Annotated in this window: 24 protein-coding genes; 19 read left to right on the top strand and 5 right to left on the bottom strand. The window is 29.0% G+C overall.

Annotated elements, in window-relative coordinates:
• Positions 1 to 55 precede the first annotated feature (55 nt).
• Genes P8F83_RS14465 through P8F83_RS14455 form a run of 3 tightly spaced genes read left to right on the top strand, consistent with a single transcriptional unit; the run spans position 56 to position 2,856 of the window.
• A complete protein-coding gene (locus tag P8F83_RS14465) occupies positions 56 to 1,075 on the top strand; it encodes a CotS family spore coat protein (protein ID WP_326511694.1) in 1,020 nt (339 codons plus the stop codon).
• The gene (locus P8F83_RS14460) at positions 1,072 to 1,800 is read left to right on the top strand and encodes a hypothetical protein (RefSeq protein WP_326511693.1); all 729 of its coding nucleotides are present in this window, start codon (positions 1,072 to 1,074) and stop codon (positions 1,798 to 1,800) included. Before P8F83_RS14465 ends, P8F83_RS14460 begins: the two co-directional genes overlap by 4 nt.
• Positions 1,801 to 1,812: 12 nt before the next feature.
• A complete protein-coding gene (locus P8F83_RS14455; RefSeq protein ID WP_326511692.1) occupies positions 1,813 to 2,856 on the top strand; it encodes a CotS family spore coat protein in 1,044 nt (347 codons plus the stop codon).
• 18 nt (positions 2,857 to 2,874) lie between these two features.
• Here P8F83_RS14455 and P8F83_RS14450 read toward each other — a convergent pair whose 3' ends face one another.
• From P8F83_RS14450 to P8F83_RS14440, 3 genes are all read right to left on the bottom strand, one after another.
• Complete coding sequence (locus P8F83_RS14450) at positions 2,875 to 3,618, bottom strand: TIGR03915 family putative DNA repair protein (RefSeq protein ID WP_326511691.1); 744 nt, start codon at positions 3,616 to 3,618, stop codon at positions 2,875 to 2,877.
• Positions 3,619 to 3,629: 11 nt separating this feature from the next.
• Entirely contained in the window at positions 3,630 to 4,940 is a 1,311-nt protein-coding gene (locus tag P8F83_RS14445) for a putative DNA modification/repair radical SAM protein (RefSeq protein WP_326511690.1), read from the bottom strand.
• A 201-nt stretch (positions 4,941 to 5,141) separates the two neighbouring features.
• Positions 5,142 to 6,266: a glycosyltransferase family 4 protein gene (locus tag P8F83_RS14440; protein WP_315112301.1), complete on the bottom strand. Its 1,125-nt coding sequence runs from the start codon at positions 6,264 to 6,266 to the stop codon at positions 5,142 to 5,144.
• A gap of 106 nt (positions 6,267 to 6,372) precedes the next feature.
• Between P8F83_RS14440 and P8F83_RS14435 the strand changes: the two genes are divergently transcribed.
• The 13 genes from P8F83_RS14435 (at position 6,373) to rho (ending at position 20,811) form a co-directional block, all read left to right on the top strand.
• A complete protein-coding gene (locus P8F83_RS14435) occupies positions 6,373 to 7,377 on the top strand; it encodes a CotS family spore coat protein (protein WP_315112304.1) in 1,005 nt (334 codons plus the stop codon).
• Between the two features lie 111 nt (positions 7,378 to 7,488).
• The gene (yabG, locus tag P8F83_RS14430; protein ID WP_073022530.1) at positions 7,489 to 8,349 is read left to right on the top strand and encodes a sporulation peptidase YabG; all 861 of its coding nucleotides are present in this window, start codon (positions 7,489 to 7,491) and stop codon (positions 8,347 to 8,349) included.
• A gap of 58 nt (positions 8,350 to 8,407) precedes the next feature.
• Positions 8,408 to 8,644, top strand: a complete 237-nt coding sequence (locus tag P8F83_RS14425) for a Veg family protein (protein WP_073022563.1) — start codon at positions 8,408 to 8,410, stop codon at positions 8,642 to 8,644.
• A 345-nt stretch (positions 8,645 to 8,989) separates the two neighbouring features.
• Positions 8,990 to 9,226: a Veg family protein gene (locus P8F83_RS14420; protein WP_021800455.1), complete on the top strand. Its 237-nt coding sequence runs from the start codon at positions 8,990 to 8,992 to the stop codon at positions 9,224 to 9,226.
• A 327-nt stretch (positions 9,227 to 9,553) separates the two neighbouring features.
• Positions 9,554 to 11,119, top strand: a complete 1,566-nt coding sequence (locus P8F83_RS14415) for a DUF3794 and LysM peptidoglycan-binding domain-containing protein (protein ID WP_326511689.1) — start codon at positions 9,554 to 9,556, stop codon at positions 11,117 to 11,119.
• 137 nt (positions 11,120 to 11,256) lie between these two features.
• Positions 11,257 to 12,084: a cyanophycinase gene (locus P8F83_RS14410; RefSeq protein WP_073022528.1), complete on the top strand. Its 828-nt coding sequence runs from the start codon at positions 11,257 to 11,259 to the stop codon at positions 12,082 to 12,084.
• A complete protein-coding gene (gene cphA / locus P8F83_RS14405) occupies positions 12,071 to 14,683 on the top strand; it encodes a cyanophycin synthetase (protein WP_326511688.1) in 2,613 nt (870 codons plus the stop codon). The genes P8F83_RS14410 and cphA overlap by 14 nt, the downstream gene beginning before the upstream one ends.
• A gap of 168 nt (positions 14,684 to 14,851) precedes the next feature.
• Positions 14,852 to 15,697, top strand: coding sequence for a 4-(cytidine 5'-diphospho)-2-C-methyl-D-erythritol kinase (gene ispE / locus P8F83_RS14400; RefSeq protein WP_326511687.1), 846 nt, complete (start codon positions 14,852 to 14,854; stop codon positions 15,695 to 15,697).
• 58 nt (positions 15,698 to 15,755) lie between these two features.
• Positions 15,756 to 16,397 carry a stage II sporulation protein R gene (gene spoIIR / locus P8F83_RS14395; protein WP_315112315.1) on the top strand — a complete coding sequence of 214 codons (642 nt, stop codon included), beginning with the start codon at positions 15,756 to 15,758 and terminating at the stop codon, positions 16,395 to 16,397.
• A 136-nt stretch (positions 16,398 to 16,533) separates the two neighbouring features.
• Entirely contained in the window at positions 16,534 to 16,956 is a 423-nt protein-coding gene (locus tag P8F83_RS14390) for a YwiB family protein (RefSeq protein WP_021800461.1), read from the top strand.
• Between the two features lie 56 nt (positions 16,957 to 17,012).
• A complete protein-coding gene (locus P8F83_RS14385) occupies positions 17,013 to 17,375 on the top strand; it encodes a hypothetical protein (RefSeq protein ID WP_326511686.1) in 363 nt (120 codons plus the stop codon).
• A gap of 163 nt (positions 17,376 to 17,538) precedes the next feature.
• Positions 17,539 to 19,146: a CTP synthase gene (locus tag P8F83_RS14380; RefSeq protein ID WP_073022522.1), complete on the top strand. Its 1,608-nt coding sequence runs from the start codon at positions 17,539 to 17,541 to the stop codon at positions 19,144 to 19,146.
• Positions 19,147 to 19,371: 225 nt separating this feature from the next.
• On the top strand, positions 19,372 to 20,811 hold the full coding sequence (gene rho, locus P8F83_RS14375) for a transcription termination factor Rho (RefSeq protein ID WP_326511685.1): 1,440 nt from the start codon (positions 19,372 to 19,374) through the stop codon (positions 20,809 to 20,811).
• Here the strand turns inward: rho and P8F83_RS14370 are convergent.
• A complete protein-coding gene (locus P8F83_RS14370; RefSeq protein ID WP_315112323.1) occupies positions 20,808 to 21,929 on the bottom strand; it encodes an MGDG synthase family glycosyltransferase in 1,122 nt (373 codons plus the stop codon). The two genes, rho and P8F83_RS14370, sit on opposite strands and share 4 nt — an antisense overlap.
• A 218-nt stretch (positions 21,930 to 22,147) precedes the next feature.
• Entirely contained in the window at positions 22,148 to 22,354 is a 207-nt protein-coding gene (rpmE, locus tag P8F83_RS14365) for a 50S ribosomal protein L31 (protein WP_021800466.1), read from the bottom strand.
• A gap of 183 nt (positions 22,355 to 22,537) precedes the next feature.
• Between rpmE and P8F83_RS14360 the strand changes: the two genes are divergently transcribed.
• The 3 genes from P8F83_RS14360 (at position 22,538) to prfA (ending at position 26,083) form a co-directional block, all read left to right on the top strand.
• Positions 22,538 to 23,146, top strand: a complete 609-nt coding sequence (locus P8F83_RS14360) for a thymidine kinase (protein ID WP_326511684.1) — start codon at positions 22,538 to 22,540, stop codon at positions 23,144 to 23,146.
• Positions 23,147 to 23,150: 4 nt separating this feature from the next.
• On the top strand, positions 23,151 to 24,914 hold the full coding sequence (prmC, locus tag P8F83_RS14355; protein WP_326511683.1) for a peptide chain release factor N(5)-glutamine methyltransferase: 1,764 nt from the start codon (positions 23,151 to 23,153) through the stop codon (positions 24,912 to 24,914).
• 83 nt (positions 24,915 to 24,997) lie between these two features.
• The gene (prfA, locus tag P8F83_RS14350; protein WP_073022517.1) at positions 24,998 to 26,083 is read left to right on the top strand and encodes a peptide chain release factor 1; all 1,086 of its coding nucleotides are present in this window, start codon (positions 24,998 to 25,000) and stop codon (positions 26,081 to 26,083) included.
• Positions 26,084 to 26,121: the final 38 nt, after the last annotated feature.

Below are 26,121 nucleotides of genomic sequence, written 5' to 3'. Positions count from 1 at the left end.
CACATGAATAATTATTCTCATATAATAAATGAGGATTAATCAGAGGAGGAACTTAATGGGACTAAGTAATCTAAAAGATTTTTTAAAAGAAAAATACGATATAGAGGTAAAGGATATCGTTAAGAAAAAAAATATATATATTGTAAAAGGTGATGATAATGAATATTGCTTAAAAACAATTAATTATAGTTATTCTCACTTTAAATTTATTTTATCTGCTATATTACATCTTCAAAAAAAAGGTTTTAAGAACATTCCTCCTATACTTAAGACTAAATTGGGGATGGATTATATAGAGTATGATAATAAGTACTGTTATTTATCTCCATGGATACCATCACGCGAAAGTAATTACGATAATATTCATGAATTATTAGAGGTAACTAAAAAACTTGCAGAACTTCATTTATGTAGCCAAGGTTTCACAATAGATCAAGATATGAAACCAAGAATATACTGGTTTAAATGGATAGAAAATTTTAATGTAAGAGGAAAAGAAATATTAGATTTCAGGAATCGTATCTACCAAAAAGCATACAAAAGCGATTTTGATAAGCTATATCTAGAAACTATGCAGAATCAGCTAACAATAATAGAAAAAACTATAGATGGTTTAAAGTGTTCTAATTATATAAATAGGATGAATAAAGAAGTTATTAAAAGGGGCTTTTGCCATCATGACTATGCCCATCATAATGTTCTTAGGGCATATGATGAGGAATTATATGTTATTGATTTCGATTACTCAATTCTAGATACTAACCTACACGACCTCTCGTCATTAATTATAAGATCTATGAAAAATGGAAAGTGGAGTAAAAATAAAGTGAAAGAAATATTAGCTAGCTATTCGAGTATTAATTCTTTAGAAAAAGGTGATAGCAAAATTATATCTTCTTTTATAAAATTTCCTCAACAATACTGGCAGTTAGGAATACAGTATTATTGGGAACAACAACCTTGGGAAGAGGACTTTTTTCTGAATAAACTAGAAAAATATCTAGAAGATTGTGAAGAAAGAGAGGAATTTGTTGAAGATATAAAGCAATTAGAGAATGGTGGAGAAAATATATGAAATTTTTGACCATAGAAGAGTACTTGAAAAACAGAGGAATTACCGTTTTAAAGAATAAAGAAAAAGTAATAGCCAAACAACTTAATGAGGGCGAGGTATACTTTCAACTAAATCTTATTAATAAAATTCACAAAATCTTGAGAGAATATCCTAGCAATTTTATACCGTCTATCCAAAGTACGATTGGAGAAGATTATGAACAAATTAAGGTTCTTCAAAAAAGAGTGAACAGGTATTTAGAAGTCGGATATTTCCCGGGAAAAATTGAAGAAAAAGTTGAAAATATTTTGAATTTATCTAATTTAGCTGTGACTCAAATAGAGAAATCAGACTATTTGTCTATATTTAGGAGAGCTATGGATAATAAAGAGATTACATTAGGCTATTGCGATGATAAAAATTTAAATTATAATAAGGGGATTATTATATATGATCTAAAGGGGATAGCCTATAATTTTGTAGAAAGTGATTATGGAAAGTTTTTATTGAAAATTAAAAGAAGGATAAAGATTATTAACTATAATGAAGCTATAGAATTTATATTGACTCAAGAAGGTTTAGATGATAATTCTAAAAAATATTTAAATGGCTATATTTCTTTTCCGCTAGAGACGTTAAAAACTCTGCAAAAATATAAAGAAGGGAAGAAACAATGGAACGAAGAAACCTTCTATTATAAATTTATGAAGGCTTATGAATTTGATAATAGTATTACATTATTATAGAAGGGTGATTTTATGAACAAACTTAGATATTCGGATGAAAAATACCTTTGTGATTATGATTTAGACACTGATTTATTTGAATTATTTGATTTAAAGGTTGAGGATTTAATACCTTTACGAAGTGTATATATTTTGATTACTGATAAAGGCAAAAAAATATTAAAGAAAATAGAAAATACAGAAGACATGAAATTTATAACTTCAGCTTTAGATTATATTAAGGATGGTTATTCAGATATATTAACCTTTGTTAAAGCTGGGGATGGAAATTATTATGTAAGATGGAAAGATGGTATATATTGTGTTATGGAATTGATTGAGGGACGGGAATGCTGTTGTTCAAATCCTTTAGATGTAGTAATAGCCTCAAAAGCTTTAGCGCAATATCATAAATCTTCTCTAGGAATATTAAAGTATCTTGAAGGCAGCAACTTAGAAATTTTGAAAAGTAACTTAGGGAAGTTTCCTAATAAATTTAATGAAGCTAAAGAAAATTTACTCGATATAAAACAAAGAGTAGGTAAATATGGATATAAGAATACTTTCGATAATCTTCTGCTAGAGAGTATAGATGAACAAATAGAGAATATAAATGAATCGATAAAGAGAATAGAAAAGTCAAATTATGAAAATTTATGTAGAGATGAAAGTAAGACGGTGTTATGTCATAATGATTTGGCACATCATAACATTATACTGTCAGAAGATAGAGCTTATTTTATAGATTTTGAATATTCTTTAGTAGATATTAGAGTTCATGACATATGTAATTTTTTGATGAAATCTATAAAAAATTATGGATATGATTTTGATAAAAGTATAGAAATAATAAATGCCTATGATTCAGTATGGAAGATAGAAAAGGATGAGTTAGAAGTGTTATATGCAATAATGATTTTTCCAAATGATTATTATAATTTGGTATACAATTACTACAATAAGAAAAAGAATTGGAGTTATGAATCCTTTTTATCAAAGTTTCAAAATAAATTAGCAGATGAACCAGATAGAAAAGATTTTCTGAAAATATATGAAGAAAAAAAGATTACAAAATAAAACCAGAATTACCTGGTTTTATTTTGTTTCTAAAAGATGTTTCCAATAACGTTTAGGCATTTTGTTACTTTGAAGCCTCAAGTTTTGTCTAGATGATATTGTGGTTGAGTTATAATAAGTCTTCCACAATTGTGTTATATCTTCTTTATAATTTTTTAATGCATCATAATAATTTATTGACATAGAGATGATTTCATAGTCATTTTGTAGTGAACTATAAACTAAAGCTAATTCTCTTTTAATATCATGTATTATAAAATTTTCATTACAAAACCTTTTGGTAAAATGATAACTTAATAATTCTAAAATATTGTGATCAGGTTCAATAGATGAATATAACATTTGGTCGTTAATCAAAGAAAATCTAACAAAGCCTTCAAACATATGAGTTTCCTTCAAAACCTTATTTCTAAGAGCTAATATGTTTTTAACCCTACTATCATAAATGTGATGGTCAATTAAAGAACCTAATTTAAAAGCTAGTTTTATATATTTAAAAGCTAATGAGAAACAGTCTTTGGTATCGGATAAATAAGCATAGTAAATATTCTCTACAACCTCTTCTCCAGTATTTTTTAGTAGAGAGGTATATACCTTATTTGCTTTTACATTATCTGTAGCTATATATTTTTTTTCGTATAATAAATTTTCTTCAAATGAATGTTTAGAAAATATTAAAGAAGTATTTTTGTATGAATAGTAACATTCATATATGCAAGTTAAAAAACCATTAAAACTTCCGTCATGTATTAGTACAATCATAAAACTCCTATCTATAGATTACCACTTATACTGGTAATTCTATCTTCTGGTTTATTTAATGATAATTGAGAGAAAAAACTTAGTTGAGTATAGTCTTCTGAATTATTATAAACTTTAATTTTTTTATCAATTAGTTTATTTTCGATTAGAAGAGGGTCAAAATAGGTGTCACCTAAGTACTTACCCTTACATAATATAAAATATTGTGCTCGTTTTAGTACAACTCCTAGGCTCTTTAAATCTTCATAGGATAACGAGTGAACTCTTCTAGAAATCACTATTCTTTTAGCTGATTTTAGTCCTATACCAGGAATTCTAAGTAAAGTTTCATAGGGGGCTTTATTAACTTCTATAGGAAATAAATCAATGTTATTTAGCGCCCAAAAACTTTTTGGATCAAGTTTTAAATTAAGACTAGGATTTTTTTCGTTAAGCAGCTCAGAGGCTGTAAAACCATAATAACGGAGTAACCAATCACTTTGATATAGTCTGTGCTCTCTAATTAGCGGAGGTACTGATATTGAAGGGAGAAGTTTATTGTTTTTTACAATTGGTATGTAAGCTGAATAATAGACCCTCTTCAATTTATAGTTTTTATATAAATTTTCGCTTAAAGTAAGAATATCCTTATCATGTTCGTTAGTTGCTCCCACTATTAATTGGGTGCTTTGACCGCCAGGGACAAAGGTGGGAGAATGAGAAAAAACTCGTTTATTATAATTAAATTCATTTATTTCTTTAGCTATTGTTTTCATAGGAGAAAGTATGTCGATTTTTGATTTTTGAGGAGCTAAAAGCCTTAATGAAGAAGCTGATGGAAGTTCTATATTAACGCTCATTCTATCTGCATATTTGCCTAATTCTTTAATTAATACTTCATCACAGCCGGGAATAGCCTTAACATGTATATAACCATTAAACTTATGAACTTGACGTAATAATTTTAAAGTTTTTAATAGCAGTTCCATTGTATAATTAGGACTTTTTAAAATTCCTGAACTTAAAAATAAACCCTCTATGTAATTTCTTTTATAAAAATTAATAGTTAAATCACATATTTCTTCAGGAGTAAAAGCTGCTCTTTCACAGTCATTAGAGATTCTATTTTGACAATAAGCACAATCATAGACACAATAATTAGTTAACAGGATTTTTAATAAGGATATACAACGTCCATCAGGGGTAAAGCTATGGCAAATTCCGCTACTCGAGGTATCTCCTAAATAATTTTTCTTACTAGACCTACTAGATCCAGATGATGAACATGAAACATCATATTTAGCACTATCAGATAAAATACGAAGTTTGTTAATTAAATCCATAAAAATCACTCCTAAAAATTAAGCTAAGTATATTATATAGCAAACATATGTTCTAAGTAAAGGGGGATTATAATATATAGTGTTTATTAGGTGCTAAAGAAGCTCCAATCCATAATAATTTCATGGATTGGAGCTTTTAAAGTTTAGTCTTAAACTCTTATTATATATGACATTAAGATATATATAATGCACTTTTTACAATTATCTTATTTTATTTATAAATTTATAAGCAGATAGTGTGTCTAAGGCAGTTTTATTCCAATTATATATTTTGTTTCTTTCAATGCCTTCAACTGTAAGTTTTATCTTTAAATCTATATTTGTTAATATGCTATACATAGCATTCATAATCTCATATACATCTTTAGGATTAATTAAAAGTGCAGAGTTTCCTAATATCTCAGGGATAGAAGTGCAGTTAGAGGCTATAACAGGGGTACCACAGGCCATTGCTTCAAGTGGAGGTAATCCAAAGCCTTCATAAAATGAAGGATAAACTAGAGTCTCACAAGCGTTATAAAAAACAGGCATATGTTCTAGTGTGATAAAACCAGGAAAGATAACTTGATCTTCAATTCCAAGTTCAAGGGCTCTATTTTTGTATTTCTCGTAAGAAATACCTTGTTTACCAACAATAACAAGTTTTAAATCTTGGGTATATATGCCTTTTAGTAATGAGAATGCTTCAATGAGACCAGTTATATTTTTTCTAGGGCTAAAACCACCCACATATAATATGAAATTACTATCTATTAAATAATTTAATCTTAAGAATTTTTTACATTTAATTTTATCCATAGGTTTATATATATTTTCAGCTGCTAAATGGGTTACAAAAATCTTATCTTTAGGGTAATTAAATTCTTTAGAAATATCATCTTTTGAGAAGTTAGACACAGTAATAATTCCTTGTACTCCATCAATGATTTTTTTCATATCATTATTAAATATCTTTAGATACCTATCACTTACTGTTTCAGGCATTCTAAGAGGGATTATATCATGAAGAGTAATTATTGAGGAACTGTCTAAATTATTTGGTAAACCTACTCCATTTTGAGGGACATGATAAATATCTAAATTTTCATCTTTAAGGATATTTGGTAGAGAGACCTCTTCCCAAAAGTTTTCTTGGGTATCATGAACTGTATTGATAAATTTAAAGTTGCTATTAAGGTTATCTAAATTTGAGTTATTAGGAAGAAAGAGTGAATAATCATTGATCTTGTCAACTAAATTTAGGTTATATATTAGTTGATAGGTGTATGTGCCGATTCCAGTACCTCTATACCATTTAGCAGCTCTACCATCTATACCAATATGCATTATTAAATCCTTTCGCAGTAGTTATAATTTATTATATTAACTTCTTTTGATAATTGTTAATAATTGTTAGCGATAGCACATATAAATATTTAGGGGGTGATTAACTATGATGAGGGAATCAGAAATTGAAAGACAGTTTGGTATAAGGATAGAAAGCATTAAACCCAATAAAGGGATATACCATCTAAAAACAGATAAAGGTGAAAGGTGCTTAAAAAAAATTAATTATGGAATTCAAAAACTTTTATTTGTATATGGTGCAAAGGAATATATTATTAATAAAGGTTATCAAAATGTAGATAGATATTTTTTGAATATTGACGGAGAACCTTATGCACTAGTTAATGAAGATATATATACTTTATCTGAGTGGATAGAGGGAAAGGAATGTGATTTTCATAAATTAGATGAGGTTATAATCGCAGCAAAAGAATTGGCAAGACTACATGAAATCAGTAAGGGGTATGATCCTCCAGAAAACAGTAAATTAAAAACTGATTTAGGAAGATGGCCTAATCTTATGGAAAAAAGGATAAGGGCATTAGATAAAATGAGAGACATGGCTAGGAAAAAAAGTAACAAAGGAACTTTCGATTTAAATTATATTAAAACTGTAGAATTTTATAAAGAATTAGGTAAAAGAGCGCTTTCAGTATTGAAGAATTCTAATTATTTAGAGATATGTAATATTACAGAACAGGAAAAGAGTTTTTGCCATCATGACTATACTTATCACAATATAATTTTAGACAAAGATAATAATGTGAATATAATTGATTTTGATTATTGTAAAAGAGAAGTAAGATCATATGATATATCCAATTTTATGATAAAGGTACTAAAGAGAGTTGGGTGGAATGTGGATTATGCTAAGGAAATACTTAAGGCGTATGATTCTATTTCTAAGATTAAAGAAGAGGAATATAGTATTATATATGCATTTCTATTATTTCCTCAAAGATATTGGAGATTAGCTAATCGTTATTATTATAATGAGGTTAATTGGGGACAAGTTACTTTTGGTAATAAACTAGAGTCATTGGGTAAAGAGAAAGATGATTATTTAAAATTTATTGATGAATTTAAAGAAGCATATAATTTAAAAGAATAATTTATCAAAGAGTAAGAGCTAAACCTCTTACTCTATTCTTTTGTATTATAAGGCACACAATATGGGTTTCGGCATATTATAGTATATATCAGTATTTATGAGGAGATAAATATGGGAATAGGTGATATTGTAGTTAGGAAGTCATATGGAAAAGATATTACTTTTAAAATAATTGATATAAAAGAAAATGAGGACGGAGTAGTTTATGTTTTAAAAGGCATAAATATAAGAATTATAGCTGACGCATCTATCGATGATTTAGAACATGTAAATGACGAGTTTCAAGGAGAGAAAGACAAGATACTTAATGCTAGAGTCAATCAAGCAATAAAAAAGGCTATAACTTCCAGAGATGGCGCTTATAGAATTACAAAGTCTCCCAAAATCATACAAGAAAAAGAGTTGATGTTTGGGAGGCCTGGAAAAGTTCTGCACATAGATGGGGATAGTGTTTACATGGAAAATTGTTTAAAAGTATATAAACAGTTAAATCTTGATGCTGTAGGAAAAGCGATAGTTGAAAAAGAACAGCCTATACAGGTAGTAGAACTGGTGAAAGAAATAAAGCCAGATATAGTGGTATTAACTGGGCATGATGGTGTATTAAAAAATTCAAAAGATTATTTAGATTTAAATAACTACAGGAATTCTAAATACTATATTGAATCAGTAAAGGCACTTAGAAATTTTAATACTAGTTATGATGAATTAGTGATTTTTGCAGGTGCTTGCCAATCTTGTTATGAAAGTATATTAGATGCAGGAGCAAATTTTGCATCTTCACCAAGTCGAGTATTGATTCATTGCTTGGATCCTGTATTTGTATGCGAAAAAATAGCTTATACAAGAATAGATAAGGTAGTTTCTATTACTGACGTAATAGAAAACACTATAACCGGTATAAAGGGGATAGGAGGATTACAGACAAGAGGTAAATACAGAGAAGGATATCCTAAATCACCCTATGTATAATATTAGAAATATTTAAAAGTAATTTTGCTAGTAATAAAATACAAGGAGGATGTGAGTGTTGGAGAAAAATACGACGATTGCGTCTATAAAGAAATATCTAGAAGCACACATTGGAGAAAAAGTTACATTAAAAGCTAACGGAGGGAGAAAGAAAATTTTTGTTGATAGTGGAGTACTTGAAGGAGTATATCCAAGTATCTTTGTCGTTAGACTAGAAACTGGAGCACAAAGGACTGTGACATATAGTTATTCCGATATATTAACAAAAACCGTCCAATTGTATTTTGGAGGATAAACTTCGATTTAAAAATCGAAGTTCTTATTTTTTATAAATAAAAGTTTCAAATAGATAAATCAATAATATTTACTAAATATAAATAATAATTAATTATATGGATATACTACTATAGAACTCATACTAAGAATTAAAATATTGCTGTATACATTATAAATAAATACCAGTGTAAAATTAAAATTTATTTGTATGTTAAGCAACAAATTATAAAAAAATATAAGATTAAATTTTTGGAATTTAAAAATTAGATTGACAAGTTGGAGTAAATAGTGATAAAATTAAAATTTTAATTTGACAATTATGAGGTTTTGAGGTAAAATATATAATGGAAAGAGGGTGTTTAATTTGGAAAAGAATAGAACCTTAGCTTCCATAAAAAGAGACCTTGAAGGCCATGTAGGTGAAAAAGTAACCTTAAGGGCTAACGGTGGAAGAAAAAAGATCCTAGTAAATAATGGAGTACTTGAAGGAGTATACCCTAGTATTTTCGTTGTAAGATTAGAAAGTGACACCCAAAGGACAGTGACATATAGTTATTCAGATGTTTTGACAAAGACAGTTCAATTATACTTTGCAGGATAAACTTCGATTAAAAAAATCGAAGTTTTTTTATTGTATAAAAAAAGAAAGATGGTGGGTTTCCATCTTTCAACTATGGTATAAAAGGGTATTGAGAATTTATGAGAGGTTATATGGTCAATAACCTCTTTTATAATACGACATTTTAATTACCATGTCAATAACTTTTGAGAAAAAAACTTAATATTATATATGTTTCGACAAAATTAATAAAATATATGTTTAAATATGTCGTAATAATTATTTTAAATACGCTATAAAGTATTCATATATTATAGGAAAGAAAGTATAAATAGTATTAGGTATTTTGTATTTTATGGGAGGGATATGATGTCACAGATAGATGTTATAAGAGAAAGTGTAGAGTATGAGCAATTACTTAGAGAAGATACTAATGAATTACCATTAAGAGGAGAGTTTTTAATTCCAGATACGCATCCGGATGTCCAAGAGATTATTTCAGTGGATGCAAAGACTATAATAAATAGCAAAGAATCTATGGGAGATAGAATTTCAATTGACGGAACTATAGAATATCTAGTTTTATATTTAGCAAGAGAAGAAGATGGGGTAGTTGTAAATAGTGTTTCTTATAGCGATAGGTTTAATAGCTATATTGAAGCGCTAGATTCAGAACATAGAGTTTCCTGTGAAGCAAATTGTATAATTGAACATATTGAAGGTAAGATAATCAATGAAAGAAAAGTAGCTATAGAAGGAAATTTAATGATAAAGAGTCAATGTTACAAAAATTCACACCTAGATTTTTTAAAAGATGTTACGGGATTAAAAGATGTACAAATATTAAAGAGTAAAGAAACTATTGATAAAATATCTGCAAAAAAAGAACTTGAGATATCAGGTAAAGGAACTTTGGTAGTAGGTATGGATAAACCTCAAATAGGAAAAATATTGAAAGCTTCTATAAATATTCATAAAAAAGACGTTAAACTTTATGAAGATAGAGTTGGAACCTCATGTTTTTGTAAAGTTGATATATTATATAGAGCTGCTGATGGAAGAGAATTAGTGACTTTAGAAGATGATATATATATAAATAGAGAAGAAGAGGTTATAGGAGTTACGTCTGATATGATTGCTTATGCTGATTTTAATATGCTAAGCAATGATGTACAAATAAGAGAAGATGATTTAGGTGAAACAAGAAATGTAGATTTCAATGTACTTACAAGAGTAGATTTAAAAGTAGTACAAAAAGAAGAAGTAGATTTTATTAAGGATGCATATTCACCTTCTACTAAAATAGAATTAAGTACAGATGAGGCAAAGATAGGTATAGTGCAAGGGCAAGAAATGGGAGAAGTTATAGTTAAAGATAATATAACACTAACTGAAGATATGCCAGAGCCTGTGAGTATAATATATACAAAAGGAAATGTACTAATAACTAATAATGAGGTTACAGATGGGAAAATTTTAATTGAAGGAATTGTAAAAGCAGAAGTAATATATAAAACTGATAGCATGGATAAAGAGGTTATTAAGATAAAGGGAGAGATACCTTTTAAGACTTCTCTAGATATTGCTAATGCACTTAAAGAAATGAAAGGTATAGTTAATGCTTTTATTGAGAATATTCAAGCGTCGATAGAAGGTGCAACCATAGCTATAAAAGCTACAGTTTCCACAGTGGGAAAGGTAATATATAATGCTTCTAAGAAGTGGGTTTCTGCGCTAGAAATGGTAGAAGATGAACTTCAAAAAAAAGTTGCTAGTATAATAATATATGTTATACAAGCTGGAGATACATTATGGTCATTAGCTAAAAAATATTCAACAACAGTTATGGATTTGGTAAAACTAAATGACTTGGATGAGAAAGAAACTTTAAAACCTGGATGTAAGTTGCTGATTCCTGGAAGAGCTGTAATATAAAATGTTATGAAAGAAGACTTGGCTGTTTAGCTAAGTCTTTTTATGTTATCTAATCACTTAAAGATTGAGACATAAAATAATGAATAATTATGTAAATTCATGGATACAATAGAAATGCATGATTTGAGGTGATTTTTTTGGATAACTATTGTGATGGAAAACTAATAATTATAGGAGGAGCTGAAGATAAAGAAGGAAGAAAAGAAATATTAAAAAATGTATCATTAGAACTTAAAAATAAATCTAAAGCTTTAACAATAGCAACCTTAGCAACAGAGTATCCTAAAGAGGCATGGGATAAATATAAAAAAGTTTTTTCTGAACTAGGCGTAAAAAATCTTAAAGTTTTAGATGTAAGTAATAGAAAAGATTCTTTTGATGAAAATAATTTAAATATAGTAAGGGATTCATCCATAATATTTTTCACAGGAGGAGACCAACTTAGAATAACAAGTTTAGTTGGAGGTACTCCTTTATTTGACGAGTTTAACAAGGCATTTCAAGAAGGATGCGTTTTGGTTGGTACATCAGCGGGTGCCTCTATAATGAGTAGCACAATGATTGTCAAAGGAGATGATGAAAAATCTCCAAGAAAATGCACTTTAAAAATGGCGCCTGGTTTTGGATTTATTAAAAAAGTTATAATAGATCAACATTTTGCACAAAGAGGTAGAATAGGAAGATTGTTAGCAGGTATAGCTCAAAATCCGGAAACTTTGGGAATAGGAATAGATGAAGATACAGCCATAGTTGTTGATAAAAATGAGATTAAGGTTATTGGAAATGGTGCGGTTTATTTTCTTGATGGTGCAGATTTAACTTTTTCAAATGTATCAGAAAAATATCAGGAAGAGATTTTAAGTATGTATAATGTTAAGATGCATATTTTAACTGCAGGAAACAGATTTGATTTGCAAAAGAGAGTACCTTTTGAGGAGGAAATTACTAGAAATGAAAATAGTTAGTCAAAGAGTATATGACGGGAAAAATATATACTCTCATAAAAAATGCATTAGAATGGATTTAGATTTAGAAGGTTACTGTGAAATTCCAAGCAAAGATATACCTAATTTCAATTTTAATTTGTTGAAAATATTACCAGAACTTTATAAACATAGATGTGGAATAGACGAAGATAGCGGATTTGTAAAACGTCTTAATGAAGGAACTTACTTAGCACATATATGTGAGCATTGTATAATTGCTATTCAAAATATGCTTAACATAGATGTTGCTTATGGCAAGGCTAGAGAAGTTAAAGATGACCACTACTATATAATATTTCAGTATCAATATAAGAATGTAGCTTTAGAATGTGCTAAACTAGCAATTGACTTAATTAATTCTTTAATAAATCAGGTGCCGATAAAATTCTCAGAAAGATTTGACCTAATAAAGAATATGATTAAAGATGAAGCAGAAGGACCAAGTACAAAAGCCATATGTGACTATGCTAGAAAAATTGGATTACCAGTTGTTAAGCTAGGAGAAAGTGGAATGTATCAAATAGGATATGGCTCTGCTGGTAGAATAATAGAAGCTACTATAGGTAGCAATACGTCTTGTGTTGCTACAGATATAGCGTGTGATAAATTACTGACTAAGACTTTGCTTAAATATCAATATATTCCTGTAGCTAATGGATATAAAGTTAATAATATAATGCAATTGATAAATTATAGTAAAGAATTAAAATATCCTCTAGTTTTGAAGCCACAATATGGAAGTAAGGGGAAGGGTGTAGTTTTAAATATTAACGATGATAAAGAGCTTATAAATGCATTTAAAAGACTAAAGGAACAAACTGAAGATATACTTTTAGAGAAATATATATGCGGAAAAGATTACAGAGTATTAATTGTTGATGGCAAAGTGATTGCGGCTTCTCTTAGGGTTCCGCCTTTTATAGAGGGGGATGGAAAGAGGAGTGTAAGGGAACTTATATACAATGCTAATAAAGATCCAAATAGAGGGGAAGATCATGAAAAACCATTAACAAAGATAAAAATCGATGAACAACTCTTATCTTTATTAATTAAAGAAAATTTAACTTTAAATAGTATAATTGAAAAAAGTAAGAGATTATATCTTAGAGAGAATGCAAATCTTTCTACGGGAGGATATGCAATAGATTGTACAGATATTATTTGTGAAGAAAATAAAGATATAGCCATTAGAGCGGCTAATGCAGTTGGGTTAGATATATGTGGAGTAGATATATGTACAGAAGATATAAGTAAGCCTTTAGGTGATATTGGCATAGTAATGGAGGTAAATGCAGCTCCTGGTATAAGAATGCATTGCTATCCTACTGAAGGTAAAGCAGTTGATGTAGCTAAACCTATAGTTAATCTTTTATATAATGATAATCCTAAAAATATTCCAGTTATTTCAGTTACAGGTACTAACGGTAAAACTACTACTACTAGATTAATTTCTTATATTTTCAATCTTATAGGATATAAGGTTGGAATGACATCAACGGATGGAATCTTTGTTGGAGATAAGTGTATAGATACGGGCGATGATACCGGTGCAGAAAGTGCCAAAACAATTTTCTTAAATAAAGATGTTGAAGTAGCAGTATTAGAGACAGCTAGAGGTGGAATAATAAGAAAAGGACTAGCTTATGATTTTGCTGATGTTGGGATAATAACTAATATAACTGAAGATCATTTGGGTTTAGATGGCATTAATTCTATGGAGGAATTAATGTTTGTAAAGTCCTTAGTAGTAGAAGAAATCAGAGAGGGTGGCTATGCTGTTATAAATGCAGATGACTACTGGAGTTTGCAGGCATTGTCTAGAATAAAGAGCAAGAAAGTATTTTTCTCCTTTGATAAGGATAATAGATATATTATGGAAAATATATCTAACGGAGGGATTGCTATCTATTTAGATGAAAACAATCTTATGGTTACAAACAATAATAAAACTTATAAGATATGCGCGATTGATAAAATAGGAATATCATTAGATGGGAAGTTAAAATATAATATAGGTAATGCCATGGCAGCTGTAGGTGCATTGGTAGCGATGAATGTAGACTATTGTATTATAGCTAAAGGATTAGAGAGTTTTAAAAGTGACGAAAAAACAAACAGAGGAAGATTTAATCAATTTGAGATTAATGGAGTAAATGTAATTTTAGATTACGGTCATAACTACCAAGGTTATAAATCTGTAATATCATCTTTAGTAGATATGAAAGTTAAAAATTTAATTGGAGTAATTGGAGTTCCGGGGGACAGAGAGGATGGTTCCTCTATTAAAATAGCAGAACTATGTGGAGAACATTTTGATAAAGTGTTTATAAAAGAAGATAAAGACAAACGTGGAAGAAAAGAAAGAGAAGTAGCTGAGATATTAGAGCGAGGAGTATTAAAAACTATTAAGGAAAAAAACAATGTAAAAGTTGTCTTAGATGAATTAGAAGCACTAAGAGAAGCTTTGAATATTGCTCAAAAAGGTGATTTAATAGTAGTATTCTATGAAAAATTTGATAGATTATTTAATTATTTAAAATCCTCTCAAGGAGTATTAAAGGAAGTTGCAGTACAATAATATAAAATTAATTTTGAAACTCAACAAAAGTTGGGTTTCTTATTTTTAATATAGAATGTATAATGATTTATGCGTAATGACATTTATATTATTATTTAATATCTTTACAAGATAAATATATTAAATAATAATATAAATAGTGATTTGAAGTTGAAAGGAATAGATTTTATGAAAATTAAGGCCTATGGCAAAATCAATATTGCGTTAGAGGTAGTAGGTAAAAGGGAAGATGGATATCATCTTTTAAGAATGATAATGCAAAATATTGATTTATATGATTTGATAGAAATAAATGAAAAAAGAAGCAACGATATTACAATAGAGTGTAATAAGCCTTATGTTCCAAAAGATGATAGAAACCTTGCGTATAAAGCTGCTAGATTATTTATGGATACATATAAAATCAATAGAGGAATACATATAGATATAATTAAAAACATACCGGTTGCTGCTGGTTTAGCTGGCGGAAGTACAAACGCTGCTGCTGTACTTAAAGCTCTAAATGAAATGTTCGATGTAGGGGCTAGCGAACAGGATTTAATGGATCTTGGAGTGAAACTTGGGGCTGATATACCGTATTGTATTAAAGGTGGCACATGTTTGTGTGAGGGGATTGGAGAAAAAATATCTGAACTTAAATCCTTTAAGGATAAAATACTGGTTTTAGTTAAACCACCTTTTGGAGTTTCAACAAAAGACGTATATGGAGCTATAGATATAAATAAGATATTTAAAAAAGTTTTAGTAAATGAACTAATTGAAGCGATTGAGAAAGATGACTTGCTATTTGTAGCGCAAAACATGAAAAACCATCTTGAGAATGTTACGTTGAGAAGGCATCCACTTATTATAAAAATAAAAGAAGATATGATGAAGATGGGATCAATAGGATCTATGATGAGTGGAAGTGGTCCTACAGTTTTCGGTTTTTTTGATGATATGCTTAAAGCTCAAAGCTGTTATGAAAGAATGAAAAAGCAATTTAATGATGTATTTATAACAAGAACTATATAAATATGTGTATAAAATAAATTTCTTCTGTCAACAATTCAAGATACAGGAGGTTGATAGAATGAAAAAAATATTTTGTTTTTTATTAGGGATAATAGCAATAGTTAATTTATATTTTTTTGTTGGTGCGAAACAGGTAAAGTCTGATGAAGAAATTGTTAAGGATATAAGTGAAAAATTAATTAGGTTCCATGTTATAGCTAACAGTGATGAAGAGGCTGATCAACAGCTGAAAATTAAGGTTAAGGATAATATAATAAATTATATTTTCCCAAAATTAAAAGATTCTAAATCAATAGATGAATCAAGAGACATTTTGCGTAATAACAACAAGCAAATACTTAAAATAGCTGAGAAAACCATAAAGGAAAATGGATACAACTATACTGTCAATTCAACTTTAGATAGAGAAAATTTTCCGGAAAAAAATTATGGAAATATAACATTGCCTCAAGGCGAATATGAAGCTTATAGAGTAATAATAGGAAGTGGACAAGGTAAGAATTGGTGGTGTGTAATGTTTCCTCCACTATGTTTCGTAGATGTTACTAAGGGACAAGTCTCAGATAAAGAAACTGAGGAGACAATGAAAAGAGTTTTAGATGATGATGAATATACTGAAATATCTAATAAAAATGACAAGAATAAGATAAAAATAAAATTTAAAATAGTTGAAATTATAAAAGATTTGATAGATAAATAAATATATTGATTAAAGTTTACAAAATACTTAAAATAAAGATATAAAATTAATTAGCAAAAAGCTAGGAGTTTAATGTAAATTAAGCCAGCGAGACGCTAGAGATTTGAGTTTTATACTTTATAAGGAGGCTGGTTTTGTGAAAAAGAAAGCAATAATATCAATAATATCAAATCAAAATTATGAAGATGATGATGTAATAGAGGTTGTAACTCCAGGTGAATTTTATATAAACAATGATGGCTATGAAGCTATATATGAAGAAACAGAGATATCTGGAATGGAAGGAACCACTACTAAGTTAAAAATTTTTGGGAATGAAATTTCTTTAGAACGAGAAGGAACTACTACTACTAAGATGGATTTCAAAAAAAATAATAACTATATTACCTTATATAACACGCCTTACGGAATGTTAGAACTGAAAATAAATACTAAGAATTTAAAAATTGATATGAGTGATGATGGTGGCGAAGTTCAGATTGATTATAATTTAAGTATATCTGGTCAACCACCACAGGAGACTCAATTAAAAATAAAAATAAATTCAACAGCTAATTAATTATATATTATTAAAAACTCGGTATAGCCGAGTTTTTATTTTTTCTCGAATAATAAATGTTGATTATAATTATAGCAATAATAGGTAAGAATGATAATATAAGAACAAAGTATAGAGGTGGAAGAATGTATAATATCGAAGATAGATTATCGAACATAATTGAATATTTTTGTAAGGTAAATGGATTAAATAAGGATAATCTCATGGCCTTTATTAAAAAGAGAGAAAATAGATATTTACTTCTTCTCATATTAAAAAAGTATGGGAATATAAACGATGAGAGAGTTAAAGAGTTATTAGGTATAAAAGATAGAAGTATTAATAATAATTTAAAGAGAGCAGAAGAGAAGATACTTATAAGTAAGAACTTTAGGGAGAAATATTTTCAAATTGATGGGATTATTAATAAAATAATTTAAAAAATAAAAAAAACACTGGATTAGGACATCAGTTTATGTTAATATATATTTTATGTTGTTAATAAACATAGTAAACCCATTTTATTGAAGGGTAATTTTTATTTTATCACTAAGAGTAATTACTGTCAATATATATTTATTAAAATAGGAGGAATTATTTTTTATGGCTACTAAATATGTATTCGTAACTGGTGGTGTAGTTTCATCATTAGGTAAAGGAATAACCGCAGCTTCATTAGGAAGATTGTTAAAAAATAGAGGATTAAAGGTTGTAATTCAAAAATTTGATCCATATTTAAACGTGGATCCAGGAACAATGAGTCCATATCAACATGGGGAAGTTTTTGTAACTGATGATGGTGCAGAAACAGACTTAGATTTAGGTCATTATGAAAGATTTATAGATGAAAACCTATCACAAAGCTCTAATGTTACTACAGGTAGAGTATACTGGTCAGTTATATCTAAAGAAAGAAAAGGGGAGTATCTTGGAGGTACTGTTCAAGTTATACCACATATAACTAATGAGATAAAAAATAGAATACATAGAGTTTCAAAAGAAAGAGATGTTGATGTTGTAATAACAGAAATTGGTGGAACAGTTGGAGATATTGAGTCTCAACCATTTTTGGAAGCAATAAGACAAATCAAATATGATGTAGGTAGAGAAAATGTATGTTTCATACATGTAACTTTAGTTCCATATTTAGGTAAGGCTGGAGAACTTAAAACAAAGCCTACTCAACATTCTGTTAAAGAGTTAAGAAGTATAGGTATTCAGCCTGATATAATAGTATGTAGATCAGAAAAAGAGATATCTGAAGATCTTAAGAAGAAAATAGGTCTTTTCTGTAACATAGATGGAAGAAGTGTTATACAAAATTTAGATGCTGAAAACTTATATGAAGTTCCTCTAATGATGTATGAAGAAGGATTAGACACTTTAGTATGTGAGAAACTAAATATTGTACCTAATGAAATAGATAACAGTGAATGGGTATCTATGGTTAATAATATTAAAAATCTATCTAAAAAAGTGAAGATAGCACTTGTGGGAAAATACGTAGAGTTACATGATGCATATATATCTGTAGTAGAAGCATTAAGTCATGGTGGGTACGCAAATGATGCAGATGTGGAGATTAAGTGGATAAATGCTGTGGATTTAAATGATGAAAATATTGAAAGCCAATTAAAAGATGTAGATGGAGTATTAGTACCAGGTGGTTTTGGTGATAGAGGAATAGAAGGAAAGATAAAAGCTATACAATGGGCTAGAGAAAATAAAAAACCATTTTTAGGTATATGTCTAGGTATGCAATGTGCAGTTATAGAATTTGCTAGAAATGTTTTAGGATATAAAGATGCTAATTCATCTGAGATAGATCCAGAAACTCAATATCCTGTTATTGATTTAATGCCAGACCAAAAAGATATAGAAGATCTAGGTGGAACTATGAGATTGGGTTTATATCCATGTAAGTTAGAAATGGATTCATTCTCTAAAGAAGCTTATAACTCAGATTTAATATATGAAAGACACAGACATAGATATGAATTCAACAATGAATATAAGAAGGCTATAATTGATGCTGGAATGACTTTAGCAGGAACTAGCCCAGATGGAAGATTAGTAGAGGTTGTTGAGGTTAAGGATCATCCGTGGTTTGTAGCTGTACAGTTCCATCCAGAATTGAAATCAAGACCTAATAGACCACATCCTTTGTTTAAAGATTTTATAAAAGCATCTGTAAATGAGGGCAAAAAGTAAAATAACAAGAAAATGCTTGAAAATGTACAGAAATTAACTCATAATATAAATGATATATTAAACGAGTAAAGTTTAACTTTACTCGTTTTCTTATTGGATTAAAAATACAAAAAAGTGGTATAATAATAAGATAAAAGTCTCAGCTTATAAATTCACGCCTTTATTATTAGAGATACTTCTCTAAAAAAATCCCCTTTTAAGATAGAAAAATGCGGAGGTGCAATGTTGTCAAAAGAAAAATATGAAAGTATGACTCTTATTGAGCTAAAGGAAATAGCTAAAGAGTTAGGTATAAAAAATTTGTCTAAAAAAAAGAAAAATGAAATAATAGAAGATATTCTATTAAATTCTCCAAACTTAATAGAAAAGGATGGAGTTATTTTAAGAGAAAAGATTACTCCTAAAGTAAGTGAAACAGAAGTCGTAAAAGAAGAAGTGAAAACTAATAGTACATTTAGGGCTAATCAGGTGAGAGAACCTCAGGTTACAGAAAGAAGAGAAAGGCCAAGAGATAATATTGGAGAAGCTGCTAGCGATAAAGGTGTTCTAGAGATATTAGAAAATAATAACTTTGGTTTTTTAAGATGTAGAAATTATTTAACTGGTGATAACGACATATATATATCTCCATCTCAAATAAGAAGATTTAATCTTAGGACAGGGGATCAGGTAGAAGGTAAAGTGAGAGAACCTAAAGAAGGTGAAAAATTCAGAGCTTTAATATATGTAGAGAAGGTAAACGGAGATAATCCTGACAAGGCTGTTGGTAGAAAGTCTTTTGAAACATTAACACCTATATATCCTAAGGAAAGGCTTAGATTGGAGACTGGTAACCCAAATGATTTAAGTTCAAGGCTTATGGATATTATCTCACCAGTTGGAAAGGGACAAAGAGGAATCATTGTAGCTCCTCCTAAGGCTGGTAAAACAACACTTCTTAAAAAAGTAGCTCAGAATATATCAGGTAATTATCCTGATGTTAAACTAATAGTATTACTAATTGATGAAAGACCAGAAGAAGTAACAGATATGCAAAGAAGTATTAATGGAGAGGTTATATACTCAACTTTTGACGAAGAACCTCAAAATCATGCTAAGGTTGCACAAATGGTTTTAGAAAGAGCCAAAAGAATGGTGGAACAAGGTCAGGATGTAGTTATATTATTAGATAGCATAACTAGGCTTGCGAGAGCGTATAACTTAACTATAAATCCTACAGGAAGAACTTTATCAGGTGGACTAGACCCGGGGGCGTTAATAATGCCTAAGAAATTTTTTGGGGCTGCAAGAAATATAGAAGAGGGAGGAAGTCTTACTATATTAGCAACCGCTTTAATTGAAACGGGAAGTAGAATGGATGATATGATATTTGAAGAATTTAAGGGAACTGGTAATATGGAAGTTCATTTAGATAGAAGGCTTCAAGAAAGAAGAATATTCCCAGCTATAGATATATATAAATCTGGAACTAGAAAAGAAGATTTACTTTTAACTCCAGAAGAAAAAGAAGTTGCGTTCACAATTAGAAGAGTTATGTATAGAGATGGCAATATAGAAAGTATAGCTGAGAAGCTTATAAATATATTATCTAAAACAAAAAATAACAAAGAGTTTATGGCTGTATTCCAAAAAAGCGATTTAGATAACAAAAACACTAGAAATTAATTTCTAGTGTTTTTGTTATCTATTAGCTTTTCACTAAGAGAACAGATATTTTCTATTGATTGTGGTTTTTTTATTTTAGCTATATTATTCTTCATGTTGTTTAATATATCGGGATTTTCTATAAGTAAATTAATATCTGAGTTTATGTCTCGTATGTTTTTCACATATAATGCGCAACCTGCTTTAGTTAAAAAAGATGTATTCTGAACTTCTTGTCCAGGTATTGCAAAAGGTATCATAATAGGCAACTGTTTTGCTAAAGATTCAGTAACAGTAAGACCTCCAGGTTTTGAGATTACTAAGTCACAATAATCCATAATTGAAGATACATCTTTAGTAAAGCCTAAAATATGAAGTTTTTTATTAGGTATGCTTTTTGAAGAGTACTCACTTAACAGTTTTGATTTTAGATGAGTATTGTTTCCGCATATCACTGTAATTCTAAGTTTGTTTTTATTTTTGATAAGTTCCTTGAGAACATGGGAAATACTGTCTAGCCCCATGCTTCCCCCCATCAACAAGATATTAAAATATTCTGAGTCCCTTGTTTCTAAAATACTAATATCTTTATTATAAAATATAGGATTTATAGGTATTCCATAAGGATATATTATATCTTTATCAATACCTCTTGCATATAAATACTCTTTTGTATATTCATTGGCAGTTATATAACTGTCAGTATATTTATCTATATAAGAATAATGAACCATAAAATCGGTAATTATCGATATAAAAGGTATATTAATTAAATTTTTTCTCTTTAAGTGAGTTACGATATTTACAGATAAAGGATGAGTACCTATTATTAAATCTGGTTTTGTATCAAGAATATAATTATATAGCTTTTTTTCAGTATTCCAAAATACATATTTTAATAATGTATTAGTGTACTTTTTATCTGTAACTTTATAAAGAAAGCCATAAAGGTCGGGAATTGTAGATGCTAAAAATTCATAACCTTTTGTAATGGTGCTATTTAAAAAAGTTGAATTACTTCTTAAAAAATCATAAGTTTCAACATCAAATCCTCTTGAGTTAAAGACTTCCTTTAAAGAATTAGCTGCTTGATTATGACCTTGACCTGTGGATGTTGTTAAAATTAGTATTTTTCTCATTCAATTCACTCACTTTTCTAGATGGTAACGTTTCTATAAATAGTTTAACATTTTTTAAATTAAAGTAAATAATAAAAGGTAGAAATAGTTTTTATAAATTTAAGGTGGGAAAGAACCTGTCTTCCCCACCTTAAATTAAACATAATTCAAGGTGGAGAAAAAACTCCACCTGAATCATATCTGAACCTATCTAGAAATTAAAATCTAGATAAATTAAATTACTTGTTAAGATTGAATCTCTTATTAAATTTATCAACTCTTCCGCCAACGTCAACAATTTTTTGTTTTCCAGTGAAGAATGGATGACATTTAGAGCATATTTCTACTTTTAATTCTGGTTTAACAGAACCTGTTGTAAAAGTATTTCCACATGCACACTTAACAACTGCTTCATGAGTGTATTCTGGATGTATGCCTTCTCTCATTATATTCACCTCTTTCAAATTAAGTAAATTATAACACGTAACCTAATGTAACTATTAGAATATATCATGATAGGTAGGAGTTGTCAATAAAACTTAAAGTAATAACCGTAAAATATGTTTTTATAGAAGTTAAAGGTGTGATATAATCGAAAAAGAACGAAAGAAATGAGAGGAAGTATAGGGATGAGCAAGCTTTATTTTAGATATGGTGCTATGAACTCAGGGAAATCTACTCACTTAATGCAGGTGGCACATAATTATGAAGAAAGAGGTATGAGAGTTCTGATATTAAAACCCTCAAAAGATAAAAAAGCAGGTGAAAAACTTCTATCAAGATTAGGTGTTGAAAGAAAAGTAGATTTAATGATAGCTGATGAAGATAATATCTGTACTTTATTAGAAGAAGAGAAAAAAACAAACGGAGAAATTCATTGTATTTTAGTAGATGAAGTTCAGTTTTTAAAAAAGGAACATATAGATGGTCTTTTTGAAGTAGCTGTTACTATGAATATACCTGTAATATGTTATGGATTAAGAACAGATTTTTTGATGAATGGTTTTGAAGGAAGTGAAAGATTACTATTAATTGCTCACTCAATAGAAGAGATGAAAACTATATGTAAATGTGGTAAAAAAGCTATATTAAATGGAAGAAAAATAAATGATAGATATGTTTTCGAAGGAGAGCAAATAGCAATAGACAATATAGATAATGTAGAATATGAGTCATTATGTGGAGAATGTTACTTAAAATACAAAAAGGAAGAAAAAAATAATTATTTAAAGGAATGATTGTATGAAAAAGGAAGATGTAGGAGGCCAAGCAGTAATAGAAGGAGTAATGATGAGAGGCACTAAGGGAACAGCTACAGCAGTACGAACTCCTAGTGGAAAAATTGAGGTAGAGTTTTCAAAAGAAGTTCCTATAACAAAGAAGTACTCAATATTAAACATACCTTTTATAAGAGGTTTTTTTGTTTTTATAGATTCATTGTTATTAGGAGTAAAGTCATTAAATTACTCGGCTAGCTTTTTTGACGAAGATGATGAACCGTCTAAATTTGATGAATGGTTTAATAAAAAGTTTGGTGAGAAAAGCAATGATATATTGATATACATAAGCTTAGCTATATCTTTTGCTATGGCAATGGGTCTTTTTGTATTAATCCCCACTTTTATAGCTTCCCTATTTAGAGGGATAACAACATCATCAATTGTTTTAAACATAATAGAAGCAGTTATTAGAATAATTATACTTATCTCTTACATGGTAGGGGTGGGAAGACTTGAGGATATAAAAAGGCTATATCAATATCATGGAGCAGAGCATAAAACAATATCATGTTATGCTAGCAACGATGAGTTGACAGTTGAAAATGTAAAAAAACATACAAGGCTTCATCCTAGATGTGGAACAAATTTCATATTTTTAATAATGTTTATAAGTATAATAGTATTTTCATTTACTAGTTTTAGTTCAGTAGGCGAAAGGTTAATTTTAAGAATAGTATTATTGCCTCTAATTACTGGGATAACTTATGAGTTAATAAAGTGGCTAGGTAGAAACGAAGGAGTAATTTCGAGAATAGTAGCAACTCCGGGATTAAAACTACAACTATTAACAACAAAGGAACCAGATGATGATCAAATAGAGGTTGCTATAAGAGCGTTAAAAGAAGCAGAAGGAATAAAGCCAACAGAAATAAGTATTGGAGAATTACTTGGTAAGTCTACAGAAATACTTAAGACAGCAGATATAGATAGCTATATTATTGATGCACAGCTTTTATTAGCAAAAGTTATTGGTAAAGATAGATTATATATAATTACACATAAAGAAGAGCTAATTTCAAAAGAGCAAGAAATTTTAATGAACACTTATATAGAAGAAAGAAGAAAGAAAAAACCTTTAAAATATATTACTAATTCAGCTGAGTTTATGGGAATGGAGTTTTATATTAAAGAAGGAGTTCTTGTTCCTAGAGGAGATACTGAAATACTAGTACATGAACTACTAGATATTATTAAGGTAGATAAAGAATATAAGATATGTGATTTATGTACAGGTAGTGGAGCTATAGGTATATCATTAGCAAATTTAAGAAATAATGTAAGTGTAGATTGTATAGATATTGAGAAAGTACCAGAAGAAGTTACTAATATAAATATAGAAAAATTTTCTTTGGAGAGTAAAGTTAGATTTATACATTCAGATTTGTTAGATAAGCCTATAAGTAATAACGAGGAATATGATATTATAGTTTCCAATCCACCATATATTAAAAAAGAAGTAATAGATACATTGATGGACGATGTTAAAAATTATGAGCCTATGGTAGCTTTAGATGGCGGGGATGATGGTTTGGACTTTTATAGAAAGATAGTAGAAGACAGTGTCAAGGTTTTAAAGAAAGACGGTATATTAGCTTTTGAAATTGGTCATGATCAAGGAGAAGAGGTTAAAAAAATAATGGAATCTAACGGATATACTGATGTATATGTTAAAAAAGATATGGTTAACTTAGATAGAATAGTAATTGGAACAAGAAAAGTTGATTAGAAATAATCAATTATGATATAATAATTAGATGTGAAAAATTATACTATAGATTAGTTTAAAAATAATTGTACGGAGTGATAATAATGTTACTAGACAGATTAAATTTTATAGAGAATAAATATGATGAGTTATCAGTAAAAATAAGTGATCCATCTATTATGGCAAACCAAAATGAATGGAGAAAACTTTGTAAGGAACATGCTGATTTAGAGATAATAGTTAATAAATATAGAGAATATAAAGCTGCAACTGAAGACCTAGAAGTAAACAAAGAAATGCTTGGTTCTGAAAATGACAAAGAAATGAAAGAAATGATTCAAGAAGAAATAAGAGAATTAACAGAAAGAGAAGAAATTCTAGCTAATGAAATTCAAATTTTATTACTTCCTAAAGACCCAAATGATGATAAAAACGTATTTGTGGAAATAAGAGGGGGAGCAGGTGGAGAAGAAGCAGCTCTATTTGGTTATAATCTTTTTAGAATGTACACAAGATATGCAGAAACTCAAAGATGGAAAGTAGAACTTATGAGTGTAAATGAAACAGACATTGGTGGGTTTAAAGAAGTTGTATTTATGATTAAGGGAGATGGAGCTTACTCTAAACTTAAGTATGAAAGTGGAGTACACAGAGTACAAAGAGTTCCAGATACAGAATCATCAGGAAGAATACACACTTCAACAGCTACTGTAGCAGTTCTTCCAGAAGTTGATGATGTTGAAGTTGAAATAAGTGAAAAAGACTTAAGAATAGATGTTTATAGATCTTCAGGTAATGGGGGTCAATCGGTAAATACAACAGACTCAGCTGTAAGAATAACACATATTCCATCTGGACTTGTAGTTGCTTGTCAAGATGAAAAGTCACAGCTTAAAAATAAAGAAAAAGCTATGAAGATATTAAGATCTAGATTATTTGAAATAGCAGAGGCAGAAAGAACAGCTGGAATAGCAGAAGATAGAAAGAGCCAAGTTGGAACAGGGGATAGATCTGAAAGAATTAGAACATACAACTATCCACAAGGTAGAATAACAGACCATAGAATAGGATTAACTCTATATAAGCTAGATGCCTTTATGGATGGAGATTTAACTGAAATGATAAACTCTCTAATAACAGCAGATCAAGCAGAGAAAATGAAGTTAATGGGAAATAATGATAGCTATTAATTCATATAAGTCAACTAAATCCTTAACATAAAAAACTC

Source organism: Clostridium intestinale, from assembly GCF_035905475.1.
Classification (GTDB): domain Bacteria; phylum Bacillota; class Clostridia; order Clostridiales; family Clostridiaceae; genus Clostridium_T; species Clostridium_T intestinale.
This window is presented reverse-complemented; position numbering and strand designations above follow the sequence as displayed.

What these genes read in the sequence shown, in the direction of transcription:
- P8F83_RS14465 (WP_326511694.1), top strand. Translation starts at nt 56, where the DNA reads ATGGGACTAAGTAATCTAAAAGATTTTTTAAAAGAAAAATACGATATA.
- P8F83_RS14460 (WP_326511693.1), top strand. Translation starts at nt 1,072, where the DNA reads ATGAAATTTTTGACCATAGAAGAGTACTTGAAAAACAGAGGAATTACC.
- P8F83_RS14455 (WP_326511692.1), top strand. Translation starts at nt 1,813, where the DNA reads ATGAACAAACTTAGATATTCGGATGAAAAATACCTTTGTGATTATGAT.
- P8F83_RS14450 (WP_326511691.1), bottom strand. Translation starts at nt 3,618, where the DNA reads ATGATTGTACTAATACATGACGGAAGTTTTAATGGTTTTTTAACTTGC.
- P8F83_RS14445 (WP_326511690.1), bottom strand. Translation starts at nt 4,940, where the DNA reads ATGGATTTAATTAACAAACTTCGTATTTTATCTGATAGTGCTAAATAT.
- P8F83_RS14440 (WP_315112301.1), bottom strand. Translation starts at nt 6,266, where the DNA reads ATGCATATTGGTATAGATGGTAGAGCTGCTAAATGGTATAGAGGTACT.
- P8F83_RS14435 (WP_315112304.1), top strand. Translation starts at nt 6,373, where the DNA reads ATGATGAGGGAATCAGAAATTGAAAGACAGTTTGGTATAAGGATAGAA.
- yabG (WP_073022530.1), top strand. Translation starts at nt 7,489, where the DNA reads ATGGGAATAGGTGATATTGTAGTTAGGAAGTCATATGGAAAAGATATT.
- P8F83_RS14415 (WP_326511689.1), top strand. Translation starts at nt 9,554, where the DNA reads ATGTCACAGATAGATGTTATAAGAGAAAGTGTAGAGTATGAGCAATTA.
- cphA (WP_326511688.1), top strand. Translation starts at nt 12,071, where the DNA reads ATGAAAATAGTTAGTCAAAGAGTATATGACGGGAAAAATATATACTCT.
- ispE (WP_326511687.1), top strand. Translation starts at nt 14,852, where the DNA reads ATGAAAATTAAGGCCTATGGCAAAATCAATATTGCGTTAGAGGTAGTA.
- spoIIR (WP_315112315.1), top strand. Translation starts at nt 15,756, where the DNA reads ATGAAAAAAATATTTTGTTTTTTATTAGGGATAATAGCAATAGTTAAT.
- P8F83_RS14385 (WP_326511686.1), top strand. Translation starts at nt 17,013, where the DNA reads ATGTTGATTATAATTATAGCAATAATAGGTAAGAATGATAATATAAGA.
- P8F83_RS14380 (WP_073022522.1), top strand. Translation starts at nt 17,539, where the DNA reads ATGGCTACTAAATATGTATTCGTAACTGGTGGTGTAGTTTCATCATTA.
- P8F83_RS14370 (WP_315112323.1), bottom strand. Translation starts at nt 21,929, where the DNA reads ATGAGAAAAATACTAATTTTAACAACATCCACAGGTCAAGGTCATAAT.
- rpmE (WP_021800466.1), bottom strand. Translation starts at nt 22,354, where the DNA reads ATGAGAGAAGGCATACATCCAGAATACACTCATGAAGCAGTTGTTAAG.
- P8F83_RS14360 (WP_326511684.1), top strand. Translation starts at nt 22,538, where the DNA reads ATGAGCAAGCTTTATTTTAGATATGGTGCTATGAACTCAGGGAAATCT.
- prmC (WP_326511683.1), top strand. Translation starts at nt 23,151, where the DNA reads ATGAAAAAGGAAGATGTAGGAGGCCAAGCAGTAATAGAAGGAGTAATG.
- prfA (WP_073022517.1), top strand. Translation starts at nt 24,998, where the DNA reads ATGTTACTAGACAGATTAAATTTTATAGAGAATAAATATGATGAGTTA.